Annotated in this window: 25 protein-coding genes; 8 read left to right on the top strand and 17 right to left on the bottom strand. The window is 39.0% G+C overall.

Annotated features, from left to right (window positions below; genetic code table 11):
* Positions 1–141: 141 nt before the first annotated feature.
* From BUA60_RS04355 to BUA60_RS04335, 6 genes are all read right to left on the bottom strand, one after another.
* Positions 142–453 (bottom strand): hypothetical protein, encoded by a 312-nt coding sequence (locus BUA60_RS04355; protein WP_245802493.1) that lies wholly within the window; start codon positions 451–453, stop codon positions 142–144.
* A 278-nt stretch (positions 454–731) separates the two neighbouring features.
* Positions 732–2,270 (bottom strand): DUF4301 family protein, encoded by a 1,539-nt coding sequence (locus tag BUA60_RS04350; RefSeq protein WP_072860475.1) that lies wholly within the window; start codon positions 2,268–2,270, stop codon positions 732–734.
* Entirely contained in the window at positions 2,270–2,833 is a 564-nt protein-coding gene (locus BUA60_RS04345; protein WP_072860474.1) for an AAA family ATPase, read from the bottom strand. Before BUA60_RS04345 ends, BUA60_RS04350 begins: the two co-directional genes overlap by 1 nt.
* Positions 2,788–3,426: a nicotinamide riboside transporter PnuC gene (gene pnuC / locus BUA60_RS04340; protein ID WP_072860473.1), complete on the bottom strand. Its 639-nt coding sequence runs from the start codon at positions 3,424–3,426 to the stop codon at positions 2,788–2,790. The genes BUA60_RS04345 and pnuC overlap by 46 nt, the downstream gene beginning before the upstream one ends.
* 11 nt (positions 3,427–3,437) lie before the next feature.
* Positions 3,438–3,590, bottom strand: a complete 153-nt coding sequence (locus BUA60_RS22970; RefSeq protein WP_178346963.1) for a hypothetical protein — start codon at positions 3,588–3,590, stop codon at positions 3,438–3,440.
* A gap of 191 nt (positions 3,591–3,781) precedes the next feature.
* Positions 3,782–4,414 (bottom strand): 4'-phosphopantetheinyl transferase family protein, encoded by a 633-nt coding sequence (locus BUA60_RS04335; RefSeq protein WP_072860472.1) that lies wholly within the window; start codon positions 4,412–4,414, stop codon positions 3,782–3,784.
* 189 nt (positions 4,415–4,603) lie between these two features.
* On the opposite strand from BUA60_RS04335, the gene ahcY reads away from it, so the two are divergent.
* Positions 4,604–5,920: an adenosylhomocysteinase gene (gene ahcY, locus BUA60_RS04330; protein ID WP_072860471.1), complete on the top strand. Its 1,317-nt coding sequence runs from the start codon at positions 4,604–4,606 to the stop codon at positions 5,918–5,920.
* Between the two features lie 110 nt (positions 5,921–6,030).
* Positions 6,031–7,134 (top strand): SDR family oxidoreductase, encoded by a 1,104-nt coding sequence (locus BUA60_RS04325; RefSeq protein WP_072860470.1) that lies wholly within the window; start codon positions 6,031–6,033, stop codon positions 7,132–7,134.
* A gap of 87 nt (positions 7,135–7,221) precedes the next feature.
* On the opposite strand, the gene rpmA is transcribed toward BUA60_RS04325, so the two are convergent.
* The 3 genes from rpmA to BUA60_RS04310 form a co-directional block, all read right to left on the bottom strand.
* On the bottom strand, positions 7,222–7,482 hold the full coding sequence (gene rpmA, locus BUA60_RS04320; protein WP_031445623.1) for a 50S ribosomal protein L27: 261 nt from the start codon (positions 7,480–7,482) through the stop codon (positions 7,222–7,224).
* A gap of 24 nt (positions 7,483–7,506) precedes the next feature.
* Positions 7,507–8,040, bottom strand: a complete 534-nt coding sequence (gene rplU, locus BUA60_RS04315) for a 50S ribosomal protein L21 (protein ID WP_072860469.1) — start codon at positions 8,038–8,040, stop codon at positions 7,507–7,509.
* A gap of 100 nt (positions 8,041–8,140) precedes the next feature.
* Positions 8,141–8,596: a DUF4199 domain-containing protein gene (locus BUA60_RS04310; protein WP_072860468.1), complete on the bottom strand. Its 456-nt coding sequence runs from the start codon at positions 8,594–8,596 to the stop codon at positions 8,141–8,143.
* A 425-nt stretch (positions 8,597–9,021) separates the two neighbouring features.
* Here BUA60_RS04310 and BUA60_RS04305 point away from each other — a divergent pair, with 425 nt between their 5' ends.
* Entirely contained in the window at positions 9,022–9,441 is a 420-nt protein-coding gene (locus BUA60_RS04305) for a hypothetical protein (protein WP_072860467.1), read from the top strand.
* A gap of 7 nt (positions 9,442–9,448) precedes the next feature.
* On the opposite strand, the gene gldD is transcribed toward BUA60_RS04305, so the two are convergent.
* From gldD to mutY, 4 genes are read right to left on the bottom strand one after another with little or no spacing between them, the layout of a single operon-like run.
* Positions 9,449–10,003, bottom strand: coding sequence for a gliding motility lipoprotein GldD (gldD, locus tag BUA60_RS04300; RefSeq protein ID WP_072860466.1), 555 nt, complete (start codon positions 10,001–10,003; stop codon positions 9,449–9,451).
* On the bottom strand, positions 9,993–11,321 hold the full coding sequence (locus BUA60_RS04295; protein WP_072860465.1) for a gliding motility-associated protein GldE: 1,329 nt from the start codon (positions 11,319–11,321) through the stop codon (positions 9,993–9,995). The genes gldD and BUA60_RS04295 overlap by 11 nt, the downstream gene beginning before the upstream one ends.
* Positions 11,322–11,346: 25 nt before the next feature.
* Positions 11,347–11,814 carry a single-stranded DNA-binding protein gene (locus BUA60_RS04290; protein WP_072860464.1) on the bottom strand — a complete coding sequence of 156 codons (468 nt, stop codon included), beginning with the start codon at positions 11,812–11,814 and terminating at the stop codon, positions 11,347–11,349.
* Positions 11,815–11,838: 24 nt separating this feature from the next.
* Entirely contained in the window at positions 11,839–12,876 is a 1,038-nt protein-coding gene (gene mutY / locus BUA60_RS04285) for an A/G-specific adenine glycosylase (RefSeq protein WP_072860463.1), read from the bottom strand.
* 131 nt (positions 12,877–13,007) lie between these two features.
* On the opposite strand from mutY, the gene BUA60_RS04280 reads away from it, so the two are divergent.
* Together BUA60_RS04280 and BUA60_RS04275 are read left to right on the top strand one after the other, a co-directional pair.
* Positions 13,008–13,298: an HU family DNA-binding protein gene (locus tag BUA60_RS04280; RefSeq protein WP_031445631.1), complete on the top strand. Its 291-nt coding sequence runs from the start codon at positions 13,008–13,010 to the stop codon at positions 13,296–13,298.
* Between the two features lie 271 nt (positions 13,299–13,569).
* Complete coding sequence (locus BUA60_RS04275; RefSeq protein WP_072860462.1) at positions 13,570–15,117, top strand: Rne/Rng family ribonuclease; 1,548 nt, start codon at positions 13,570–13,572, stop codon at positions 15,115–15,117.
* Positions 15,118–15,182: 65 nt separating this feature from the next.
* On the opposite strand, the gene BUA60_RS04270 is transcribed toward BUA60_RS04275, so the two are convergent.
* On the bottom strand, positions 15,183–16,121 hold the full coding sequence (locus BUA60_RS04270; RefSeq protein ID WP_072860461.1) for a 3-keto-disaccharide hydrolase: 939 nt from the start codon (positions 16,119–16,121) through the stop codon (positions 15,183–15,185).
* Positions 16,122–16,335: 214 nt separating this feature from the next.
* Between BUA60_RS04270 and BUA60_RS04265 the strand changes: the two genes are divergently transcribed.
* Entirely contained in the window at positions 16,336–16,818 is a 483-nt protein-coding gene (locus BUA60_RS04265) for a regulatory protein RecX (RefSeq protein ID WP_072860460.1), read from the top strand.
* A 49-nt stretch (positions 16,819–16,867) separates the two neighbouring features.
* Here BUA60_RS04265 and BUA60_RS04260 read toward each other — a convergent pair whose 3' ends face one another.
* The 3 genes from BUA60_RS04260 to bioB all read right to left on the bottom strand — a co-directional run bounded on the left by BUA60_RS04260 (position 16,868) and on the right by bioB (position 19,458).
* The gene (locus tag BUA60_RS04260) at positions 16,868–17,365 is read right to left on the bottom strand and encodes a DUF6646 family protein (protein ID WP_072860459.1); all 498 of its coding nucleotides are present in this window, start codon (positions 17,363–17,365) and stop codon (positions 16,868–16,870) included.
* Between the two features lie 65 nt (positions 17,366–17,430).
* Positions 17,431–18,294 carry a cupin-like domain-containing protein gene (locus tag BUA60_RS04255; protein ID WP_072860458.1) on the bottom strand — a complete coding sequence of 288 codons (864 nt, stop codon included), beginning with the start codon at positions 18,292–18,294 and terminating at the stop codon, positions 17,431–17,433.
* Positions 18,295–18,363: 69 nt separating this feature from the next.
* A complete protein-coding gene (bioB, locus tag BUA60_RS04250) occupies positions 18,364–19,458 on the bottom strand; it encodes a biotin synthase BioB (RefSeq protein ID WP_072860457.1) in 1,095 nt (364 codons plus the stop codon).
* 505 nt (positions 19,459–19,963) lie between these two features.
* Here bioB and BUA60_RS04245 point away from each other — a divergent pair.
* Entirely contained in the window at positions 19,964–20,200 is a 237-nt protein-coding gene (locus BUA60_RS04245; protein ID WP_072860456.1) for an addiction module protein, read from the top strand.
* The gene (locus BUA60_RS04240) at positions 20,200–20,490 is read left to right on the top strand and encodes a type II toxin-antitoxin system RelE/ParE family toxin (protein ID WP_072860455.1); all 291 of its coding nucleotides are present in this window, start codon (positions 20,200–20,202) and stop codon (positions 20,488–20,490) included. The genes BUA60_RS04245 and BUA60_RS04240 overlap by 1 nt, the downstream gene beginning before the upstream one ends.
* Positions 20,491–20,502 lie beyond the last annotated feature (12 nt).

Raw genomic sequence — 20,502 nt, 5'->3', positions numbered from 1 at the left:
CAAAAAGCAGCACATTTTATCCCCCTCCTTTACCAAGGCCTTAATATTGGAATGGGACTAATTCCTTTGGAAACACAAAAGGGCCACCAAACGGCGGCCCTGCTAACTCAAATAACTTATATAACTCACTTTACCAATGTATTACATGTCTATCCAGTTGCCTTCAGCATCGGCGTATAATTCGGAATTGGTTCCATCGGAAAAAGTAACCTCCAATTTATATTCAGCTTCCTCATTTACATATGCCTTGTTTATAACGGCACCAGCATGATCTTTCTCCAAAGCCTTTGTAATAGCTTCGGGCAATTTATCAAGGTCTATTTCGGTAAAATCTTGAGCAATAATTACTTCCATTATTCCATCGTGAAATATAGGAGGGGACGCCAAAACTGGATTTAAACTACCCATTGCCAATGCTGTGGCGAAAACCAAACTTTTCATATCATTTTTCATATCTCTAATATTTTGTGTGAATACTATTTTTTTTCTCACAGAACATAGAAGGAAAATTATGCCAACATATACATTAATGCGATTATATTTTCAATATGTTGATATTCAGATGATTAAATAATTTTTACTATCTATAAGGAATGTATAAATATGTATAGTACCGCAAAAAGTGTATAAAAATTATACACTTTTTGGGTACATTGTCTGCTATATGTGTTTATAATGGAAAAACAACCGGACAAAAAAGCGGAAGATAATCCATAATGATTATCGCAAATCTATTTTACCTGATGAGCAGGTTTCAGTAGGTCGTTTACTGTTTTTACAGGATTGAAGGTCACCAAGGGAACTTCTACAAAAATGGTATTCCAAAAGGCCATGGCACCGTTCCATAGACCTGGTAGCTCCAAAGCTTTCAGATCCTTGCCTTCTTTGGTCTTTTGCGTTATAAAACCCTGTTTGGCATCTACAAAATTTAGTAAATTAAATTTCTCTCCCTTATAATTTTTAACCCCACAGACCAAATCTACCGGATTAAAATGGGTAGAGTTTTTTAAGATATCGACCTGTGCGGGATTATCCATATCAACTTGGGCAGATTCAATAATTTGCAGTGAAATATGATCATGGGCATCCCTGATCCAAAACGGACCACCCCCAGGTTCGCCTTCATTCTTCACCATACCACATATTCGAATGGGACGGTTGATCTTATCCTTTAATATTTCTATTTGCTGTCCTATACTAAAGCCACCGAATTTATCTGAGAATCGGACATTTAAATTCTTTTCCAAAAACAATTTTATAGTTTCCAATAATTCGGAAGTTAAATTATCCCCCTCCAAAATCTTGGCATATTCAAAAGCCTTACTTTGTAATTCCAATAGCAGTCCTGCCAATATCTTTTTGCTTCTCGCAACATCGTCAGAAAATCTTGGAACCACCACATTATCGATATTTTTTATAAAAATAATGTCAGCATCCTGTTCGTTAAGGTTCTCTATCAATGACCCGTGTCCTGCCGGTCTGAACAACAGGGAACCATCGGTATTTCGAAACGGTTTATTGTCCAACGTTACTGCGATAGTGTCCGTTGATGGTTTCTGAAAGGAATAGTTTACAGTAAAGGAGGTTTTAGTGTCTTTTGCCACACGTTCCCCTGCTGTCTTGAATTCCTTGTTGAACATTTCTCCATGTTGCTCAGATATGGTAAAATGTAAATTTGCCTCATTATTCACCTGTGCATAGGCAACAGCCTCCTTTAAATGTTCCTCGAAAGGCGTAGCGCTATATTTGCCATAATCATGAAAGGGCAAAAGACCTTTTGGGTAAAATCCGAAATCCAAGCCTTCCGGCAACAACATCTCCTTTACAAAAAGGTACTTTTCCTCATCCTTGGAGCTAGTCTTTCCAGCTATCCTTTTTTGAATAAGGTCATAAAAGGCAAACTTCTTATACCCATCAAAAAAGGTCTTAACATCCTTATCCTTGGTCCTATCCAAATAGGCCTCGAACTTTTCGGCTTTGGGATCATAGGTGTCCAAAAAATTGAACATAGCCTTGAACATTCGGGACGCAGCACCAGAAGCCGGCACAAATTTTAGAAGTGAAATCTTCTTCTTTGCATCCTCAAATTTTTTAATAAGCTTTTGCTCCTCTGCCTCGGAAAATTTAGAAATTCCATCGGATACTACCGCGGCCTTTTCCAATCTCACGAAAGGAATACCCTCTTTAAATGTCTCAATTTGACCAAGAACTTTCTCTTTAGAAATACCCTTCTTTTCTAATTGTTTTTTGTCTGCTTCCGTTAATTCCATTATTTTCTTAGTAGTTGGTTAATGTAGTTCTGGGCCGTTACTAGCCTTGTTTTTTTATCACCCTTTAAGATAATAAAATTCCTGTTATATTTTTCCAATGTATCCTTGAAATAAAGAAACATTCGTTCACGGTCATTTGGCTTATCCCTTAAGTCGTCCTTTTCCCACGGAATGTCTATATAGGTCAGCAAATAGAGATCGTAACTATTCATCAAGGCGTATTCCTCCAAAACCGGATCGCAATATCCCAAATAATAGGCTTCGGAATAAACTTTGGTCTCCAAAAGATCCGTATCGCATATTAGAATTTCATTGGCCTTTTTGGTGAGGGAATTTTCCAATTTCATCTGTCCTTCAGCTATGGGCAACAAATCTTTAGGCTCACAGGTTTTGCCTTCTTTATCCCATTTATCCTGAAGGTATTCACGGGCATATTCAGGTACCCACACGGTATTGTAATGCTTGGCCAAATCCTGGGACAAGGTTGTTTTACCAGTAGATTCCGGACCAAACAATACTACTTTAATAATACTTGAGGGCTCTTGTTTAAACTTTTCTTCCATGCAAGGTATCCGAAAATAGCAATAATAGTGAACAATAAATATTGCAGAGATGTAAATATAAGTCCTTTATAAAGATATAATGGAACCGAAATTACATCGCCGATGATCCAATATACCCAATTTTCCAATTTTTTCTTAGCCATGAGCCACATTCCTACAAAGAACACGGCAGTTGTGAAAGTATCCACATAAGCTGTCCAGCTATCCAACTTGTCAAATACTACGTATACCAAAACAACAAATAAAACAGTTGAACCGAATAAAACAACTATCCATTTTTTCTCCTTGGCAGTCGTTGTTGTAATAGGAATAAAATGGGTCTCATCTACCTTTCTTGTCCATACATACCATCCGTAGACACTCATGGCGAAGTAATAGGCATTGATCAGCATATCTCCCAAAAGCCCAAAAATAAAAAGAATGTATACGAACAGCCCTGTGCTAATTATACCCGTAGGGAAAACCAATATATTCTCCCGCATGGAGTACCAAACACTTAAAAACCCGAAAAACACTCCTACCATTTCCAAAATTATTAAATGGGTGGGAGTATCTTGGTACTGGACAAAAATCCAATCAAAAATGGGACTCATAGTTACTGCGGTCAGATTATAAAATTGTTATCCTTATCCAACCCCATTGCCAAAAACCCCAATATACTTTTACCTTCCTTACACAACGGTCCGTTTAGCGGAATGTAATTTCCGTCCAAGCTTGGATTCAAAGGGTTTCCGATTATTACTCTCGGGATTTTCATGTTTTTACAATATTGATGACATCGATCAAAAATAACTTTTCCCGTTAAAACTCTTTGGGTTTATCAGAAAAAATACTTTTCAAATACCGCCTTTATTACATGGATCAACAAACAAGACCATCAACGTGTACCAAGATTATGAAGCATCAACATTGGCTAGGAAAGGGCATCCCGTGTTAGTTTTCGGACCACTAATTTTTAATGGCATACACACAGGTATATCCCTCGAACTCTAAAAATATAATATTGTAATGTGAGGTTTTACCCTTGTAAAGAATGGTACCGGTAGTCTCGGAGTCGGACAAGGAAAAATCCGTAATATCTATATGATGCAAGAAACTTAGGCCGTGTTGGGCATATATCTTGTACAAGGATTCTTTGGCACCCCATACAATAGTAAGTTTTCTTACCAGGGCATCCGCATTTGCAACGGTTTTATATTCCTCCAGAGGAGTATACTTGTTAGCTATTCTTAGAATCTTATCGCGCTGCATTTCAATGTCTATCCCTACCTCTTTGGTATCCGAAATAATAATTCCCGTAAATTCATGGGAGTGTGTAATGGAGATAAACTTGCCGTCGGTCAAATGAGGTTTGCCCGCCTCGTCATAAAATAGATCATGGTCAACATAGCCCTCTATCGCCATTAAATGTCTAATGCTCAAAAACCCCCTTCTATGCAATTCCGACTTCATGCCCATCATCCGCTTTTGGCAATGCGGGGTAAGCACAACCCCTTCAGAAAGTTGGGATTCCGACTCTTCAACTTTCCAAATCAGCACTTTAGTGCTGACGTTAACTGTTATTGTTTTGTAAAGAGGCATTAGATTATTTAAGTTATTACTACCTTTGCAAATGCAAAATATAAGAATATTGTTCTATTACTAAAATAAAAATAAAAAAGGAGAAGAAATAGGCTAATCGAAGATATTCTTCATTTATATTGCTTTTGATCCATTCCCCCGATTTATTTACCTTAGAATACGAACAGCTAACTACAACAAAAAAAGTTTATGAGTACTAAAACCATTCCTTACGTACCCTATAAAGTAAAAGATATTGGCCTGGCCAAATGGGGAAGAAAAGAAATTGAACTTGCGGAAGCCGAGATGCCCGGCCTAATGTCCTTAAGGGAAGAGTACGGAAAAGAACAGCCTCTTAAAGGCGCCCGAATTGCCGGGTGTTTGCATATGACCATACAGACAGCGGTACTCATTGAGACTTTAGTAGCCCTAGGCGCAGAGGTAACCTGGAGTTCCTGCAATATATTCTCTACCCAAGATCAGGCCGCTGCTGCTATTGCCGCTGCCGGAGTACCCGTATACGCTTGGAAGGGAATGAACGAGGAAGAATTTAATTGGGCCATTGAACAGACCTTGTTTTTCGGTGAAGATCGTCAACCCTTAAACATGATCTTGGATGACGGGGGCGACCTTACCAATATGGTATTGGACAAATACCCAGAATTGGCTTCAGGCATCAAAGGCCTTTCCGAAGAGACTACCACTGGTGTTCATAGACTTTATGAGAGGGTTAAAAAAGGAACATTGCCAATGCCCGCCATCAATGTCAACGATTCTGTCACCAAATCCAAATTCGACAACAAATACGGTTGTAGGGAGAGTGCAGTGGATGCCATTAGAAGGGCTACAGATACCATGCTTGCAGGTAAAAGGGTTGTAGTTGCCGGATATGGCGATGTAGGAAAAGGAACAGCCGCATCTTTCAAAGGTGCAGGTTCTATTGTTACGGTTACCGAAATTGATCCAATTTGTGCGCTACAAGCCGCTATGGACGGATTTGAGGTGAAGAAAATGGATACTGTTGTTGGAAATGCCGATATCGTTATAACCACTACTGGAAATAAGGACATTATACAGTCGCAGCATTTTAAAGCCATGAAAGACAAAGTCATAGTATGTAATATTGGACATTTCGACAATGAAATAGATATGGCATGGCTGAACAAGAATTACGGCCATACCAAAGATGAAATAAAACCACAGGTAGATAAATATACCCTGGACGGAAAAGATATTATTGTTTTGGCAGAAGGTAGATTGGTAAATTTAGGATGCGCTACAGGTCATCCAAGTTTTGTAATGAGCAACTCGTTCACCAACCAAACCTTGGCACAAATAGAACTTTGGAACCATAGCGACAAATACAACAACGATGTATATATGCTTCCAAAACATTTGGACGAAAAGGTGGCCGCCTTGCACCTATCCCGATTAGGAGTGGAACTGGAAACTTTAAGGCCGGAACAGGCAGAATACATTGGAGTAACCGTTGAGGGTCCTTTTAAGCCCGACTATTACAGATACTAGATTCCTTTCTTGTTTGGAAAGATTTAAGAATCCGTTTTAATACAAAATCAAAATCCTTATCAAACTCAAACCGATAAGGATTTTGATTTTATAATACCTACATCAACTTAATGAACATACTCTTAACCGGAGCCACTGGAACCTTAGGTTCTAGGGTACTATTTTCACTTTTGGAATTACACTTTCAAGGTATTGACACCATTTACCTCCCTGTTCGTAAGAAAACTTCGGTTAGCCCAGAACAACGTATCAAAAATGTAGTATCAAGTGAGTTCGCAACGGATTTCATAAAAAAGAACCTTGCAGATGTCCAAAAAAAAATAGTCACGGTAGATGCGGAAGAATTATTAAATCCGGCCTCTTTTTTAGGAAACAATACTCTGGATTATTTTATACACTCGGCCGGGTTTGTCAATTTATCTACGGATCCTGCCGCCAAGGAGGAAATATTCAATCAAAATCTGCAGTTTACCAAAGATATTTTCAATGCGTACCGCAATCATATTGCAAAATTCGTTTATATAAGCACAGCATTTGCCGCAGGGAATATAGGCGGGTTAATGCATAACGATTATACCAATATTAAAAACGGCAATTACCGCAACCATTACGAAGCCTCGAAACACGCTTCGGAAAAGTTCCTCTTAAAGGCAGGTAAGGAGAACAATATTCCAATTCAAATTTTGCGGCCCAGTGTTTTAGGAGGAAATATTTATGGGAGCCCAAATTATTTTATATCAAAATACATGGTATTTTACCTTTTTGCGAAGTTTTTTCACAATAACAACTCCCAAGACGTTATACGTATTACGACCAAGACAGGTACAGGATTAAATATTATTCCAACGGACTATGCCGCACAGGTCATTGCCATGGTGATTAATACGGATATAGAACAATTGAACATTGTTAATTCCGAAGAGACGAACATGAAGAAAGGCATTGCTAAAATTTTGAAGGTGGTAGGATTCAACAATTATAGTTTTACCGACAATCAAATTAATACTGCCACAGGATTTTCCTCAAAGTTGGAAGAGTTTTACTACGAGACCATTGGGCTACATTTACACCCCTACATGACCTCCAAACCCAATGAATGGGACACTCGCCTGCTGGAAAGTATATTGCCCATCCCCAACTACGACCTAGTGGATTATTTATCTGAAACGGTCGCTTTTGCCAAGGCCAAGAATTTTAGAAACCAGAAGTGGTAAAACAAATACAGCATACAGCAGAGTCCGTATAAACAAAAAACCCTCTTTGTTTCCAAAGAGGGTTTTTAATATTGAAAGAGTTACTGCTTAGGCTTCAAATGGCTCAATAGAAACATATGATTTTCCTCCAGCTTTCTTTTGGAATTTTACAAGACCATCTACCCTTGCATGCAAAGTATGATCTTTTCCAGCATAAACATTTTCACCTGGGTTATGCTTAGTACCACGTTGTCTTACAATGATGTTCCCAGCAATGGCAGCTTGTCCACCATAAATCTTAACGCCCAAGCGTTTTGATTCTGATTCCCTACCGTTTTTAGAACTACCTACACCTTTCTTATGTGCCATGATATATTGTTTTAATTCTTGTTATTAACTTAAAGCGGCAATTAATTCAGCTTTTTTCATTGAAGAATAACCTTCAACTCCTTTAGCTTTTGCCAATTCTCTTAGCTCAGCAACCGTGTTTTTACTCAAATCCTCAGTAGCTTCTGCTTCCACCTTCTTTGGTGCTTCTGCTTTTACCTCTGCTTTTTTAGCGGCAGGCTTAGCTTCTTTTTTTGGTTCCGCTTTTTTCTCTGATTTTTTGGCTCCAGAGGCAATGATACCTTCTATTACCAGTTCAGTCAAATATTGACGGTGACCGTTTTTCTTTTTGTAACCTTTACGTCTTTTCTTTTTAAAGACAATTACCTTATCACCTTTTAGGTGCTTAATGACTTTAGCCTCAACAGCGGCTCCGTCTATAGCTGGGGCGCCAATTGTAATGTTACTACCATCTTCCAACAAAAGAACGTTATCAAAGGTTACTTTGCTACCTTCTTCGTCTTGTAAACGGTGAACATACACTTTTTGGTCTTTCGCAACTTTAAATTGCTGCCCTGCTATCTCTACAATTGCGTACATAGCTTGTGTTATTTATAAATTTAAGAACAAGCCTAATATTTACTTAGGCGGGTGCAAATATACTGCTAAATCCTTAATCCACAAGTGATTTTTGAGATTTTTAAACCGATTTTCTTTTAAGGTTGTTGGAGGTCTTGAACAATTGCATAAATGAAAGGGTCAATACCAAGGTAGTGGCAAAGCCCATAATGGCCACAGTAAAGAAAACAATGCCCTCTGAGGTGTTATAATCCCTAAACCATACTTTGGAGAGTTCATCCAAAAATCCCAGATTTATCTCCGTAGCATAAAAGGCAAAAAATATTGTAAAAATCAAGGTGCCAACAAAGCCGGTTACAATCCCTGCAGTAAAACCCTTGCCATAATTAAAGGCGGGCCCTTCCTTAACCCTAAAGTATTTTATGGCCTCATATATGCCAAATCCCGTTATTACACCATTAAAAAGACTATAAAAAATATTGGTGTGAAGATTAAAAAGGGACAATAATAAGAAATAGGCAATTAATGAGCCGCTAACAGCTATGCCAAACCTAATAGGGAGTGCAAATAGTTTCATTGTATAGAATTTTTAGGTTATGCATTTAATTTACAGAATTTTAATGATTTATGCACGCAAATTAACAAGGAATTGATTTTGTAGTCGATTTTGATCCCTAATCACATTAGCCACACCGTATAATTATTGTATTTAAAGGTTAAGTGAAATATTCCTTGCCCAAAAACTTGTTAATGAAATTGATATAATTGGGGTTATGGGCCATATTTTGGTTGAATTATCATAAAAAGCAATTTAAGTGCCCATTATAACGCCCATCTATTTTAGCCAAAATGGAATTCAAAGGCAGTTATAGAACGTTGATAATTCAGTATCTTTGCTATCCTAAAAAGTAATGGTGCCGACACTCTAAAAAACTGTCTGCCCAACAAAAAAATAAATTAATGGTCACTTTGGCCGTCTATAATAGCAATAAACTTTACCCAATGACAAAAAATAAATTAATCCTAATTCTATCTGTCCTAATCGCGGCAACCTACTCCTGTAAAGATCAAAACAAGGAGAATTCGCAAATGAAAAGTGTAATGGCCGTTCATGACGAGGTAATGCCAAAAATGGGAACTATAAGCAAGTTAGTGTCCCAATTGGACGAAAAAATCACGAACGACAGCTCCTCCGATAATTATGTAGCTGCTAGGGAGGATTTAAAAGAGGCACACAAGGCCATGATGGACTGGATGAAAGGCTTTGGCGATCGTTTTGATGGCGACGAGATACTCAACGGAAAGGCATTGACGGAGGAAAAGCAAAAATGGTTGGATGAGGAAGAGGCAAAAGTGAAAGCCCTGAGGGATCAAATAAACTCCAGCATTAAGCAGGCGGAGGATTTATTGCAAAGCAATTAGAACAGTGCTACTCCTTCCATCGTAAGGATTCAATAATTTTACGAATATCCTTTTGCAGATGTACCGCAGCCGGTAAAATGGAATCGTAATTAGGTTTGGCATAAAAATACAATGACCCCGTCACAAAGTGCTTTGTACTGTCCGTTACATAAAACTGGGATTGTGAGGCCGCATTGCCCTTTACCTCATAATACATCCCATATACTTTATACGGCTCATTAACTACGGGTTCCTCATAAATACCATCGGCCTTTACAACATGCTCATAACTAAGTTTTTGGGCATCGGTAAGCAGTTTGTCCAAATTACCGTTCACTGCCTTATAATTAATAAAAATAGAACCTTTCATTAGGGGATAGTCCAATGTAAAGGAGTTATTGGACTCCGATTTTAATTTGGCCATTTCGTTATACTTGATGGAAAAGTGTTCCGTTTCCAACATTCCTTCCTTACCCGCTGGATATTCCAACCTGAGCATTGCCTTAGGCTTCGGCAAAACATCTTCCTTACACGCCGACACAAGAGATAACAATAAAACTATAAGTCCGAGGTTAAGCTTCATGGGGCAATGTAATTTTTATTTGTTTCAATCGCTTTTTATCAAGGCTCTCTACAATAAATTGATAATTTTTGAACATTACCACTTCACCCCTTTTTGGGAAGCTACCCGCAATTTCAAGGACAAAACCAGCAACCGTTTCGGATTCCCCTTTTTTCTCCTCAAAATCATCCTCATCCTCAATTTTGGCCACTCTATAAAAATCCTTGAGAGCCGTTTTACCATCGAAGACAAAGTTAAAATCGTCCAACTTGGAAAAAATTAGGTCCTCATCATCAAACTCATCACTTATATCCCCTACAATTTCTTCTATAATATCTTCAAGCGTAACTATTCCCGAAGTACCTCCATACTCATCCACCACTATGGCCAAATGATTTTTCTTGGTTTGGAAATCCAACAACAAATTGTCCAATTTCTTGTTCTCAGGAACAAAATAGGGCTCCCTGATCAGGGACATCCAATTAAAGGTTTTTCGGTCTATGTAAGGCAAGAGATCCTTAACATAAAGTACTCCCAAGACATTGTCCATATTTTGGGAAAAAACCGGTATCCTGGAGTATCCATGAGTTTTAATCTCTGCCAAAACTTCTGGGAACTTCATTTCCTCATTAAGGGCAAAAATATCGATTCTGGGCCGCATCACCTGTTTGGTATCCGTATTTCCAAAAGAGACGATCCCCTCCAGTATTTTCTGTTCCTCTACGGTAGTATCTCCCTCGGAAGTGAGCTCCAAGGCCTGGGACAAATGGCCCACATTAAGATTGGATTTCTGCTTGCCCAATTTATTGTAAAGAAAAATGGTAGCAGACCTCATAGGCAGACTTAAAGGGGAAAACAAAAAATCCAACACTTTTAGTGGGTAGGCCATAAAAAAGGCAAAGGTATGTCTATTGCGATTGGCATATACCTTGGGCAAAATCTCCCCAAACATCAATATTAAAAAAGTGACCACTACTACCTCCAATAGAAAGCGCACCGGAACAAGTCCTAAAATAACATAGGTAATTTCAGCAAAAATGGTGTCGCCTATATTGTTAAACAACAATACTACCCCAATATTTATGGCATTGTTAGCAATCAATATGGTGGCCAAAAGTTTTTTAGGACGATCCAGGAGCGTAACAATGATTTTCCCTTTGGCCGTCTTTTTTTCCTCTATCCCATTAACATCGGTTTGGGAAAGGCCAAAAAAAGCAACTTCAGCCCCAGAAATAAGGGCAGAAAAAGTCAACAAAATAAAAAGTAATGCGATTTTATAAGCAAAACCGCTATCGATTGCAATAAAATTCAATAATAAACTAAGGGGGTCTGGGTCCAATAGTCAGTCTTTAAATTTAATTAATCTAAAATGGTAAATCATCTTCCTCTTCAGGTCCGTTGTTACCTAACGGCTCATTAGCCTTATTTGTTGTGGCAGTGGCACCCTGCTGTGGTTGATTCTGGTTGCTTGATTGCGCATTGGCCATACTCTCCTTTTTTGTGGTCAAAAAAGTAAAATCCTGAACATGCACCTCGGTAGTATACCTGGTATTCCCATCTTCTCCCTGCCATTGACGGTTTTTAAGCCGGCCTTCAACATAAATTTTATCCCCTTTACTTAGGTATTTTTCGCAAATTTCAGCTGCCTTGTTCCGAACCACTATATTGTGCCAATCCGTATTGGTTACCCTTTCACCTGTCTGCTTATTGGTATAGGTCTCATTGGTAGCCAATGGGAATCTCCCTATACAGTTTCCCCCTTCAAAAAAGTGAATTTTAACCTCATCTCCCAAATGCCCGATCAGCATTACCTTATTTAGTGTTCCGCTCATAACTCAAAGTAAAGTCCAAAAGTACTAAATTTTAAACGTTTTTATAAAATCTGCAATTAAAACTGGAACAGGATATTTATGAAGTTCAGCTATTTGTATTCCATTTTCAAGATTGGATTCAAAGGTGATGATCCAAAACCTGGTATGCAAATGTTGGTGCGAAAGTTTATGAACTATTTTATTTTCATTATAAAGATATATTTCCGAAGGCTCCTCCAACGCTACCAATTCTTTCAGATTGTCTGCAACTTCTCTCTGACCGATATACTTTTCGGTTTCCAGCAATGGAAATTCATATAAATTTTGCCAAATACCATTTCCTTGTCGCTGCTGCAATAAAGTCTGTTTATTTTCGTCCACCAATACCATATAATTGAAATACCTATTGCGCACCTTATTCTTTTTTATTTTTACCGGAAGAACATCAATGCGGTTAGTAGCAAAGGCCACACATGATGTCTGCAAGGGACAGCTATTGCAGTCCGGATTTTTAGGAGTGCATTGCAGGGCGCCAAATTCCATAATCCCCTGATTGTAGTCCCTTATATTTTTGGCATCCATAATTTCTTTGGCCAATTCCTTAAAGTATAAAATACCCTCCGAACCATTAATGGGCAGGTCTATACCATAATATCTAGACAGAACCCTGTAGACGTTCCCATCAACCACAGCTTCTGCCCGGCCAAAACAAATTGAAGCTATTGCAGAGGCCGTATAATCCCCAATACCTTTCAATTGCAAAAGCTCCTTATAGGTATCTGGAAATTTTCCATTATATTTTTCTGTAATTATTTTTGCGGTGGCATGTAAATTTCTGGCCCTGGAATAATACCCCAAACCTTGCCATAATTTAAGTACCTGTTCTTCTGATGCCGCCGCCAAATCCTGAACTGTTGGGAAAGCCTCAACAAAGCTCATATAATAAGGTATACCTTGTGCTACACGGGTCTGCTGCAACATTATTTCCGAAAGCCAAATACGATAAGGCTCATTGGTATTGCGCCAAGGCAAAAGCCTTTTATTTAGCTCGTACCACTCTAAAATTATTCTGGAAAAGTTCATTTACTAGGGCCTAATTTACAAAAGTAATGGTTTACCCACTTAAAATTAAGTTCCTTAGCAAGGAAAGATTGAATTTAATTCATATATTTGCATCCCGAAAAAAAAATTCTTTAGAAATTTATTTAGTTAAAATGACGAAAGCGGAAATTGTAACGAAAATCTCAGAAAAACTGGGAATTGAAAAAGGAGATGTGCAAGCAACTGTGGAATCTTTCATGGATGAGGTAAAAACATCTTTAGAAAGCGGAGACAACGTATACTTAAGAGGTTTCGGCAGTTTTATCATTAAAACAAGAGCTGAAAAAACAGGTAGGAACATATCCAAAAATACTACCATTAAAATCCCCGCACACAACATCCCTGCCTTTAAACCGGCCAAGGTATTTGTAGAAGGTGTAAAAAGTAATGTACAAGTCAAATAAAATATTATTAATCTAAAAAAGTAGACCTCTATGCCTAGTGGTAAAAAAAGAAAAAGACATAAGGTAGCTACCCACAAGCGTAAAAAACGCCGGAGAGCTAACCGACACAAGAAAAAGTAGTTGTTACAACTACTTTTTCCTTTTATACGTTCCTTGACATAGAAATTCGTAAAAGAATTTCGACGGGTTTATACAACCTGTACAAATTATTGTTTAATCATTTGTCCCCTCTTGATCTATTGAGTAGTGGGATGAATATAAATTAATTCAGGTGAATAGAGAATTAATCGTAAGATCTAGTTCCAATGCCGTTGATTTTGCCTTGCTAAAGGATGGAAAACTCACTGAATTACACAAAGAAGAAGACAGTAACGACTTTGCCGTTGGCGATATTTTAATTGCCAAGGTAAGAAAACCGGTAACTGGACTAAACGCAGCCTTCGTAAATGTAGGGTATGAGAAAGATGCCTTTCTACATTACCACGATTTGGGGCCGCAACTAGCTTCTATGTTGAAATTCATAAAAAAAGTTAGCACTGGAAAACTTAAGGACTACTCTTTAAGTAATTTTCAGTTTGAAGAAGATATTGACAAGAATGGTAGCATCAATGATGTTATTAAAGCCAATCAATCCTTACTCGTACAAATAGTAAAGGAACCCATTTCCACAAAAGGACCACGAATAAGCTCTGAACTTTCCATAGCTGGCCGATACTTGGTCATGGTCCCTTTTTCCGACCGCGTTTCAGTTTCACAGAAAATTGAAAGCAAAGAAGAAAAAGATAGGTTAAAAAGACTCGTAAGGAGTATTAAACCAAAAGGGTTTGGCGTTATTATCCGAACAGTAGCAGAAGGCAAAAAAGTAGCAGAACTAGACAAAGACTTGCAGAATTTACTGAACAAATGGTCAGTAATGTGCAATAAGATCCAAAAAGCACCGCATCCGTCCAAAGTGTTGGTAGAGCTTACAAGGGCTTCTTCCATTCTTAGGGATGTTTTTAACGATTCCTTTACCGGAATCCACGTTGATGACGAAACGCTTTTTGAGCAAGTAAAAGATTATGTGCATGAAATTGCACCGGAAAAAGAATCTATTGTAAAATTGTATAATTCTAATGTTCCCATATTTGAAAAATTTGGGATAGAAAGACAAATTAAAACTTCGTTCGGCCGTACGGCCTCCATGAGCAAAGGTGCCTATTTAATCATTGAACATACGGAAGCGCTACACGTTATAGACGTTAACAGCGGTAACCGTTCCAACAAGGCCAAAAATCAGGAAGACACAGCCCTAGAAGTAAATTTATTGGCCGCCTCCGAGATCGCAAGACAATTACGCCTGCGGGATATGGGAGGAATCATCGTGGTAGACTTTATCGACATGGGTAAAGGCGAACACAGAAGACGCCTTTTTGACCACCTTAGGGATGAGATGAAAGACGACAGGGCCAAACACAAAATACTACCCCCAAGTAAGTTTGGGCTTATACAAATTACAAGACAACGGGTTAGACCCGAAATGAACATCAAAACAAGTGAGGAAAATCCAAATGGCTCCGGTCAGGAGGTAGAAGCTCCAATTGTTTTGATCGACAAGATAAATGCAGATCTGGAAAAACTCCTAAAAGGTCCGGCAAAGGATAATGGAATTATCTTAAACATACATCCATTTATCGCTGCCTATTTAACCAAAGGGTTTCCATCTATACGTTCCAAATGGTTTTTGGAACACAAAAGATGGGTTAAGATTCAACCCAGGGATGCCTACACGTATCTTGAATATCGTTTTAAGAACAAAGACGGTAAAACCATATACTAACGAAAAAGCGACTTCCATAACGGAGTCGCTTTTTTTGTTTTAGCACATTAAATTACTCTACAGAATTAATCTATCCTCGGAGTAACAATTATATTCCTAAACTCAATAGGACCGTGATCCCCTTGAAAATATAATGGTCCTGGTTCACCCTCCTTACTGTCCAAAGCTCCACCGGTAATACCTGGAATTATCTGATCACAGATCACTTGGGTGCCATTGGCCACTATCGTTACCCTTCTACCGATCAAGGTAATATCATATTCCTGCCATTCCCCAGCGGACTTGGCCACCACCTCATTTGGGGTCAGGAAGCCATATACGCCACTATATTCAACATCCGAAGGCTCTGCCCCCTTACTATCGGTAATCTGCACCTCATAGCGTCCTCGTAGGTAAACCCCACTATTACTCCCCTTGGGATACTTGAATTCCAAATGCAATTTAAAATCGTCGAACTTTTGTTCCGAAACCAAATTGGATCCCGATTTAGGGCTTTTTAGCACCCCTGATTCTACTATCCATTGGTTTTCTCCCATGGCCTGCCATCCACTTAAATCCTTTCCATTGAACAATTTAATGGGCTTGCCCCACTTTGGGTTTTTAGTATACTCCAACTTAGGGGCACGTGTGGCCACCCAGTTATAGGTCTTACCATTGGTGTACAACATGGTCCCTGATAATTTATCACCACTCATAGTGCCTTCAAATTCCATGTAACTATCGCCACTTTCCCATTGTGGGGGAATGGCAAAACTAAATTTTCCGTCTTTCATCTTTACCTCTGAAATTGGCCTGGCACTACCCATGGCATAAACAAACCGGCCTACCAAAGTTCGTGATCCGGAATGACGGATTTCCAACCAGGAAGGAAGTTCTTTCCCCTCTTGGGAAATAACCACATCCCAACGGCCTTCTATGGGGTTAATTTGTTGGGCAAAGGACAAAGTAGTAAAAGCCATTATAAAGCCAAATACTACCACACACATCTTAAATTTATTATTCATTTTAGAGCTTGTTTTTATGAGTCGTAAATATAATTACAATATGACTACTTCACCAATTAACACCCCCAAAATAACCGCACTAATAACCCAGAAACTTTAAGGCCTTTAATAAAATTCAGGGCCAGATTTATCAATTCCTTAAACCACCGTATATTTACAGAAATACTTCAAAGAAATAATGGGAACAATTGACCATCCTCAGCTTTATTAACTAATGATTTCACCAAAAAAATCCTATTCCGTAGATGAAGCCACCAAAAAGTTGGAAGGGTATTGCGCCTATCAGGACCGTTGTCATAAGGAGGTAATTTCCAAACTTAGGGAAATGCATATGATTCCCCAGGCCATAGACCTAATAATAGCACACTTGATCCAAGAAAATTTTCTAAATGAGGAACGCTTTGCCAAAAGTTACGCCAGGGGAAAATTCAATATTAAAAAATGGGGCAAAAACAGAATTGTAAACGAGTTGAAACACAGGGAGATTTCCAAATACAATATAAACATGGCCCTGAAGGAAATAGAACCCAAAGAATACATTAAAACGTTTAATGCCTTGGCAAAAAAACGCTTGGCCGAAATAAGGGAAAAGGACCTACAAAAAAGGCGAAAAAAGCTCGCAGATTATCTTTTGTACCGAGGATGGGAAAGTGGATTGGTCTATGAAAAAGTATACGAACTAGTTCCCAATAAATAAAATTGACCTTCCACCCCCTCTTGTGGGAGAGGGCGAAAGATCATATACCTTAATTAAGGTTAAAAGACGCTCCCAAGCTGAAGACAAACTGATTGTGCAATTCTTCTGCAGGACTCAAATCTTCCGTTTTATACTTTGCAAGTGGTACGCCCAGTTCGGTAAACACACCAAAGCCATCGCTGAAAAAGTAGCGCACCCCCAAATGACCTCCAAAATTCTTAAGACCAAGGTCCAATCCAGGATAAATATCCACATTGTCCCCTAACTGAAAAACACTGCCCAAATTGGCATTGAACCTTGCCTTTAGGTCTATTCTGTCCCCAAAATCGGCATCGATCAATTCTGCCACCCCCAATACGTAGGAAGAGGACAGACCAAGAGAGAAGTTCTCCCCCAAACCATAATCATAGGTAACAACAATTCCAGAACCATTGTCCTGAAAATTGGCCCCTATCTGAAATTTCATATCTTCCTTACCTTCAAAAGCCTGTGCATTAACAGATGACACAGCCAAAACAAATACCAATGCAAACAATAATTTTCTCATAATTATCTTCTTAATGTAATTTTATTTAAAGGGGACAAAGATATTCCTTTCCTTACATATAATACCTAGGACAACTGTTTATTTGTCCTTTCTATAGCCTGTTCATTCTTCCAATCTATCCACTCCTGTCCTTTTAATTTTCGCATAATATTATCGTAGTAACGCATGACCAATACATTGTAGAAGGCGCGCCCCAAGTTTGCCGGATTTCTTGCTATTGCCCGTAAACTCATAGAAAAACCAGGGGTAATATATTTCATATAATGCCAATAACCTTCAGGCATATACAAGACCTCCCCATGTTCCAAATGGGTTTTAAACCCGGATGCATTTTTTAATGCAGGCCATTTTTCATAATCGGGATTGGAAAAATCAATGCTCTCATGGGTTATCAACGAATGCGGTACCTTATACAAATATTTATTTTCCGATTGGGAAAAAAGAATGATCTCTTTTTTTCCCGCAAAATGAAAATGAAAAATGTTGGCCAGATCAATGTCATAATGCATAAAGGTATGGGAATTGGTCCCTCCAAAAAAAAGCATGGGCAGGCCCTTCATTAAGTTAAGGCCAAAATCTGGAAACGTATAATCCTTTTGAAGCTCCGGAACCTCCTTAAGAATATTCCATAGAAAAATACGGTATTTGGTAGGCTCGCTTTGCAAAAGGTCCAAATAATCGGACATTTTCATGGTGGCATGGGGCTCGTTAAATCCGTCCTTATGATGTACGGGACGATCATCATATAGCGGAACTGTCTTGTTACCAGCCACATGCCTCATATATTCAAAACTCCATTTGGAATAAGCCGGCCATTCCTCAATACACTTTTCTATGACCACCGGTCTCTGTGGCCTAAAATAGTCGTTGAGAAACTCTTCTTTGGTGATATTAGCTACCCTTGGAATCTCCTTTAAGTTCAATCTAATCTGGTTGTTTAAGCTAGCAAAGTTAAAAAACCTAAAATAATTATCTTAAAATTATAATCCAATATAGGATTACTCAGTAAGATTGGCCTTCTTTTTAGCGGCTTCGTTCCTATCAATGGTATGTCCAGGCCTGGTCCATTTTGGCTTTTCGCCCTTGGCCTGGTATTGGGAGTCCTCCGCTTCCACTGTTTTTGGCTGGGAAACCTTGGTAAAGGGCTTTTGTGGGTTTAGCCCCAAAAGCTTAAACATAGCCATATCCTCGTTAACGTCAGGATTAGGGGTAGTCAACAATTTGTCCCCTGCAAAAATAGAGTTGGCACCTGCAAAGAAACACATGGCCTGACCTTCCCTACTCATTTGTGTACGCCCGGCCGACAAACGAACCTGGGTTTCGGGCATTACAATACGGGTAGTGGCCACCATACGCACCATATCCCATATTGGAATTGGGGGCAAATCGGCCATAGGGGTACCCTCAACGGCTACGAGTGCGTTGATAGGCACGGATTCCGGCTGCGGGTCCAAGGTGGAAAGCGCCACCAACATGCCCGCCCTATCTTCCAAAGCCTCGCCCATACCAATAATACCACCGCTACAAACGGTAACATTACTTTTACGTACATTGTCTATGGTATCCAAACGGTCCTTAAAAGCACGGGTAGAAATAACATCTTTATAGTAGTCCTCGGAAGTATCCAAATTATGGTTGTAAGCATAAAGTCCGGCTTCCGCCAAACGATGCGCCTGATTTTCTGTAATCATTCCCAAAGTACAGCAAACCTCCATATCCAGTTTGTTAATGGTACGTACCATTTCCAACACCTGATCAAACTCGGGTCCGTCCTTAACGTTCCTCCATGCAGCTCCCATACACACCCTAGAGCTTCCTGCGGTTTTAGCGCGCAAGGCCTGGGCCTTTACTTGGGACACGGTCATAAGGTCGTTGCCCTCCACTTTGGTGTGGTAGCGTGCAGCCTGTGGACAGTATCCGCAATCCTCAGGGCACCCCCCTGTTTTAATAGATAGCAAGGTAGATACCTGAACCGTATTGGGGTCATGGTTTTCCCTATGTACGGTAGCCGCCTCGTATAGCAGCTCCATAAAGGGTTTGTTGTAAATATCCAGTATTTCCTGTTTGGTCCAGTTATGTCTTACTTCGCTCATACTTTTTAGTTCTTGGGGCTTTCCCCAACTTCCTTGCCCTCTCCTGCAAGGTGTAGACCTACAAGGTCGTCAAGACCTTGCAGGTCCTCCTTGTAGGTGTTGGGAGGCAAGGAAGTCGGGGTCGGGCTTTCCGCTATATCTTTTTCAGTTTACCTTCGCCAGGCGCGGTAAACATAAAAAGGATGCCGCTGCAATCCCTAAGCCAACATTTATTTAGGGGTCAAAAATAACCTAATATCCGCAGAAATTGCAAAATTCCATTCCTTAATTCGTCGATTATTGCAGTTTTCAACTGCTTTTAGAACATAAGTTAGCCAAGAATTGACCAAAAAATGGGTTGACATATCAATAAAAACCCGCCAAAAGAGAGTTAAGGCTTGCCCAAAAGAACACTCACCGCATTCCCCCCAAAGCCAACTGCGTTTACCATTACTTTATTGATCTCAATGGAAAGAAACTTTTGGAACATAAATTGTATCTTTACTTTAAGAAATAAGAAGTTATTATGGCAAGCATCGATTTAAGAAATACGGTCCGGGAATATATAGATAAGGCAGACATAAGGCTTTTAAAAATGATTAAAGCATTAGCGGAAAGCTATCAAAATGACGAGCAAGAGCTTACTTTAAGTGAAGAACAATATCAAATGATCGATAAGCGTAAGGAAGCCCATGTCAATGAAGAAAGTAATGCATTAACTTGGGAACAAGTCAAACAAAACGCCAGAAATGCTGCACAATAATGGCATATAGTTTAGAGGTTATAAACGATGCCAATCTAGAAATAATTGAAGCCTATCTCTATTACGAGGAAAAAAGAATTGGTTTAGGCGAGGAATTCTTGGAACATTTGGATTTCTATTTTGAACGAATTATAGCCAACCCCAAATGCTTTCCCCAAAAACGTAAACCCTATAGAGAAGCATTTTTAAAACGCTTTCCATTCTTAATTATATATGAAATCACCAATAAAAAAGTGATTGTTTATTCCGTGTTCAACACTTGGCAAAATCCAAAGAAAAAGAAAAGATAATTCTAAATTCTG

This window comes from Arenibacter palladensis, from assembly GCF_900129275.1.
Classification (GTDB): Bacteria; Bacteroidota; Bacteroidia; order Flavobacteriales; family Flavobacteriaceae; genus Arenibacter; species Arenibacter palladensis.
The sequence above is the reverse complement of the archived record's forward strand: the minus strand, read 5'-3'. Positions and strand labels throughout refer to the sequence as shown.

Coding starts and splice junctions, on each gene's coding strand:
- rplU (WP_072860469.1), bottom strand. CDS start 8,040: ATGTACGCAATTGTAGAGATAGCAGGGCAGCAATTTAAAGTTGCGAAA.
- rpmA (WP_031445623.1), bottom strand. CDS start 7,482: ATGGCACATAAGAAAGGTGTAGGTAGTTCTAAAAACGGTAGGGAATCA.
- BUA60_RS04310 (WP_072860468.1), bottom strand. CDS start 8,596: ATGAAACTATTTGCACTCCCTATTAGGTTTGGCATAGCTGTTAGCGGC.
- BUA60_RS04265 (WP_072860460.1), top strand. CDS start 16,336: ATGATTTCACCAAAAAAATCCTATTCCGTAGATGAAGCCACCAAAAAG.
- pnuC (WP_072860473.1), bottom strand. CDS start 3,426: ATGAGTCCCATTTTTGATTGGATTTTTGTCCAGTACCAAGATACTCCC.
- BUA60_RS04270 (WP_072860461.1), bottom strand. CDS start 16,121: ATGAATAATAAATTTAAGATGTGTGTGGTAGTATTTGGCTTTATAATG.
- gldD (WP_072860466.1), bottom strand. CDS start 10,003: ATGAAGCTTAACCTCGGACTTATAGTTTTATTGTTATCTCTTGTGTCG.
- mutY (WP_072860463.1), bottom strand. CDS start 12,876: ATGAACTTTTCCAGAATAATTTTAGAGTGGTACGAGCTAAATAAAAGG.
- BUA60_RS04325 (WP_072860470.1), top strand. CDS start 6,031: ATGAACATACTCTTAACCGGAGCCACTGGAACCTTAGGTTCTAGGGTA.
- BUA60_RS04280 (WP_031445631.1), top strand. CDS start 13,008: ATGACGAAAGCGGAAATTGTAACGAAAATCTCAGAAAAACTGGGAATT.
- BUA60_RS04305 (WP_072860467.1), top strand. CDS start 9,022: ATGACAAAAAATAAATTAATCCTAATTCTATCTGTCCTAATCGCGGCA.
- ahcY (WP_072860471.1), top strand. CDS start 4,604: ATGAGTACTAAAACCATTCCTTACGTACCCTATAAAGTAAAAGATATT.
- BUA60_RS04350 (WP_072860475.1), bottom strand. CDS start 2,270: ATGGAATTAACGGAAGCAGACAAAAAACAATTAGAAAAGAAGGGTATT.
- bioB (WP_072860457.1), bottom strand. CDS start 19,458: ATGAGCGAAGTAAGACATAACTGGACCAAACAGGAAATACTGGATATT.
- BUA60_RS04345 (WP_072860474.1), bottom strand. CDS start 2,833: ATGGAAGAAAAGTTTAAACAAGAGCCCTCAAGTATTATTAAAGTAGTA.
- BUA60_RS04290 (WP_072860464.1), bottom strand. CDS start 11,814: ATGAGCGGAACACTAAATAAGGTAATGCTGATCGGGCATTTGGGAGAT.
- BUA60_RS22970 (WP_178346963.1), bottom strand. CDS start 3,590: ATGAAAATCCCGAGAGTAATAATCGGAAACCCTTTGAATCCAAGCTTG.
- BUA60_RS04245 (WP_072860456.1), top strand. CDS start 19,964: ATGGCAAGCATCGATTTAAGAAATACGGTCCGGGAATATATAGATAAG.
- BUA60_RS04355 (WP_245802493.1), bottom strand. CDS start 453: ATGAAAAATGATATGAAAAGTTTGGTTTTCGCCACAGCATTGGCAATG.
- BUA60_RS04335 (WP_072860472.1), bottom strand. CDS start 4,414: ATGCCTCTTTACAAAACAATAACAGTTAACGTCAGCACTAAAGTGCTG.
- BUA60_RS04240 (WP_072860455.1), top strand. CDS start 20,200: ATGGCATATAGTTTAGAGGTTATAAACGATGCCAATCTAGAAATAATT.
- BUA60_RS04260 (WP_072860459.1), bottom strand. CDS start 17,365: ATGAGAAAATTATTGTTTGCATTGGTATTTGTTTTGGCTGTGTCATCT.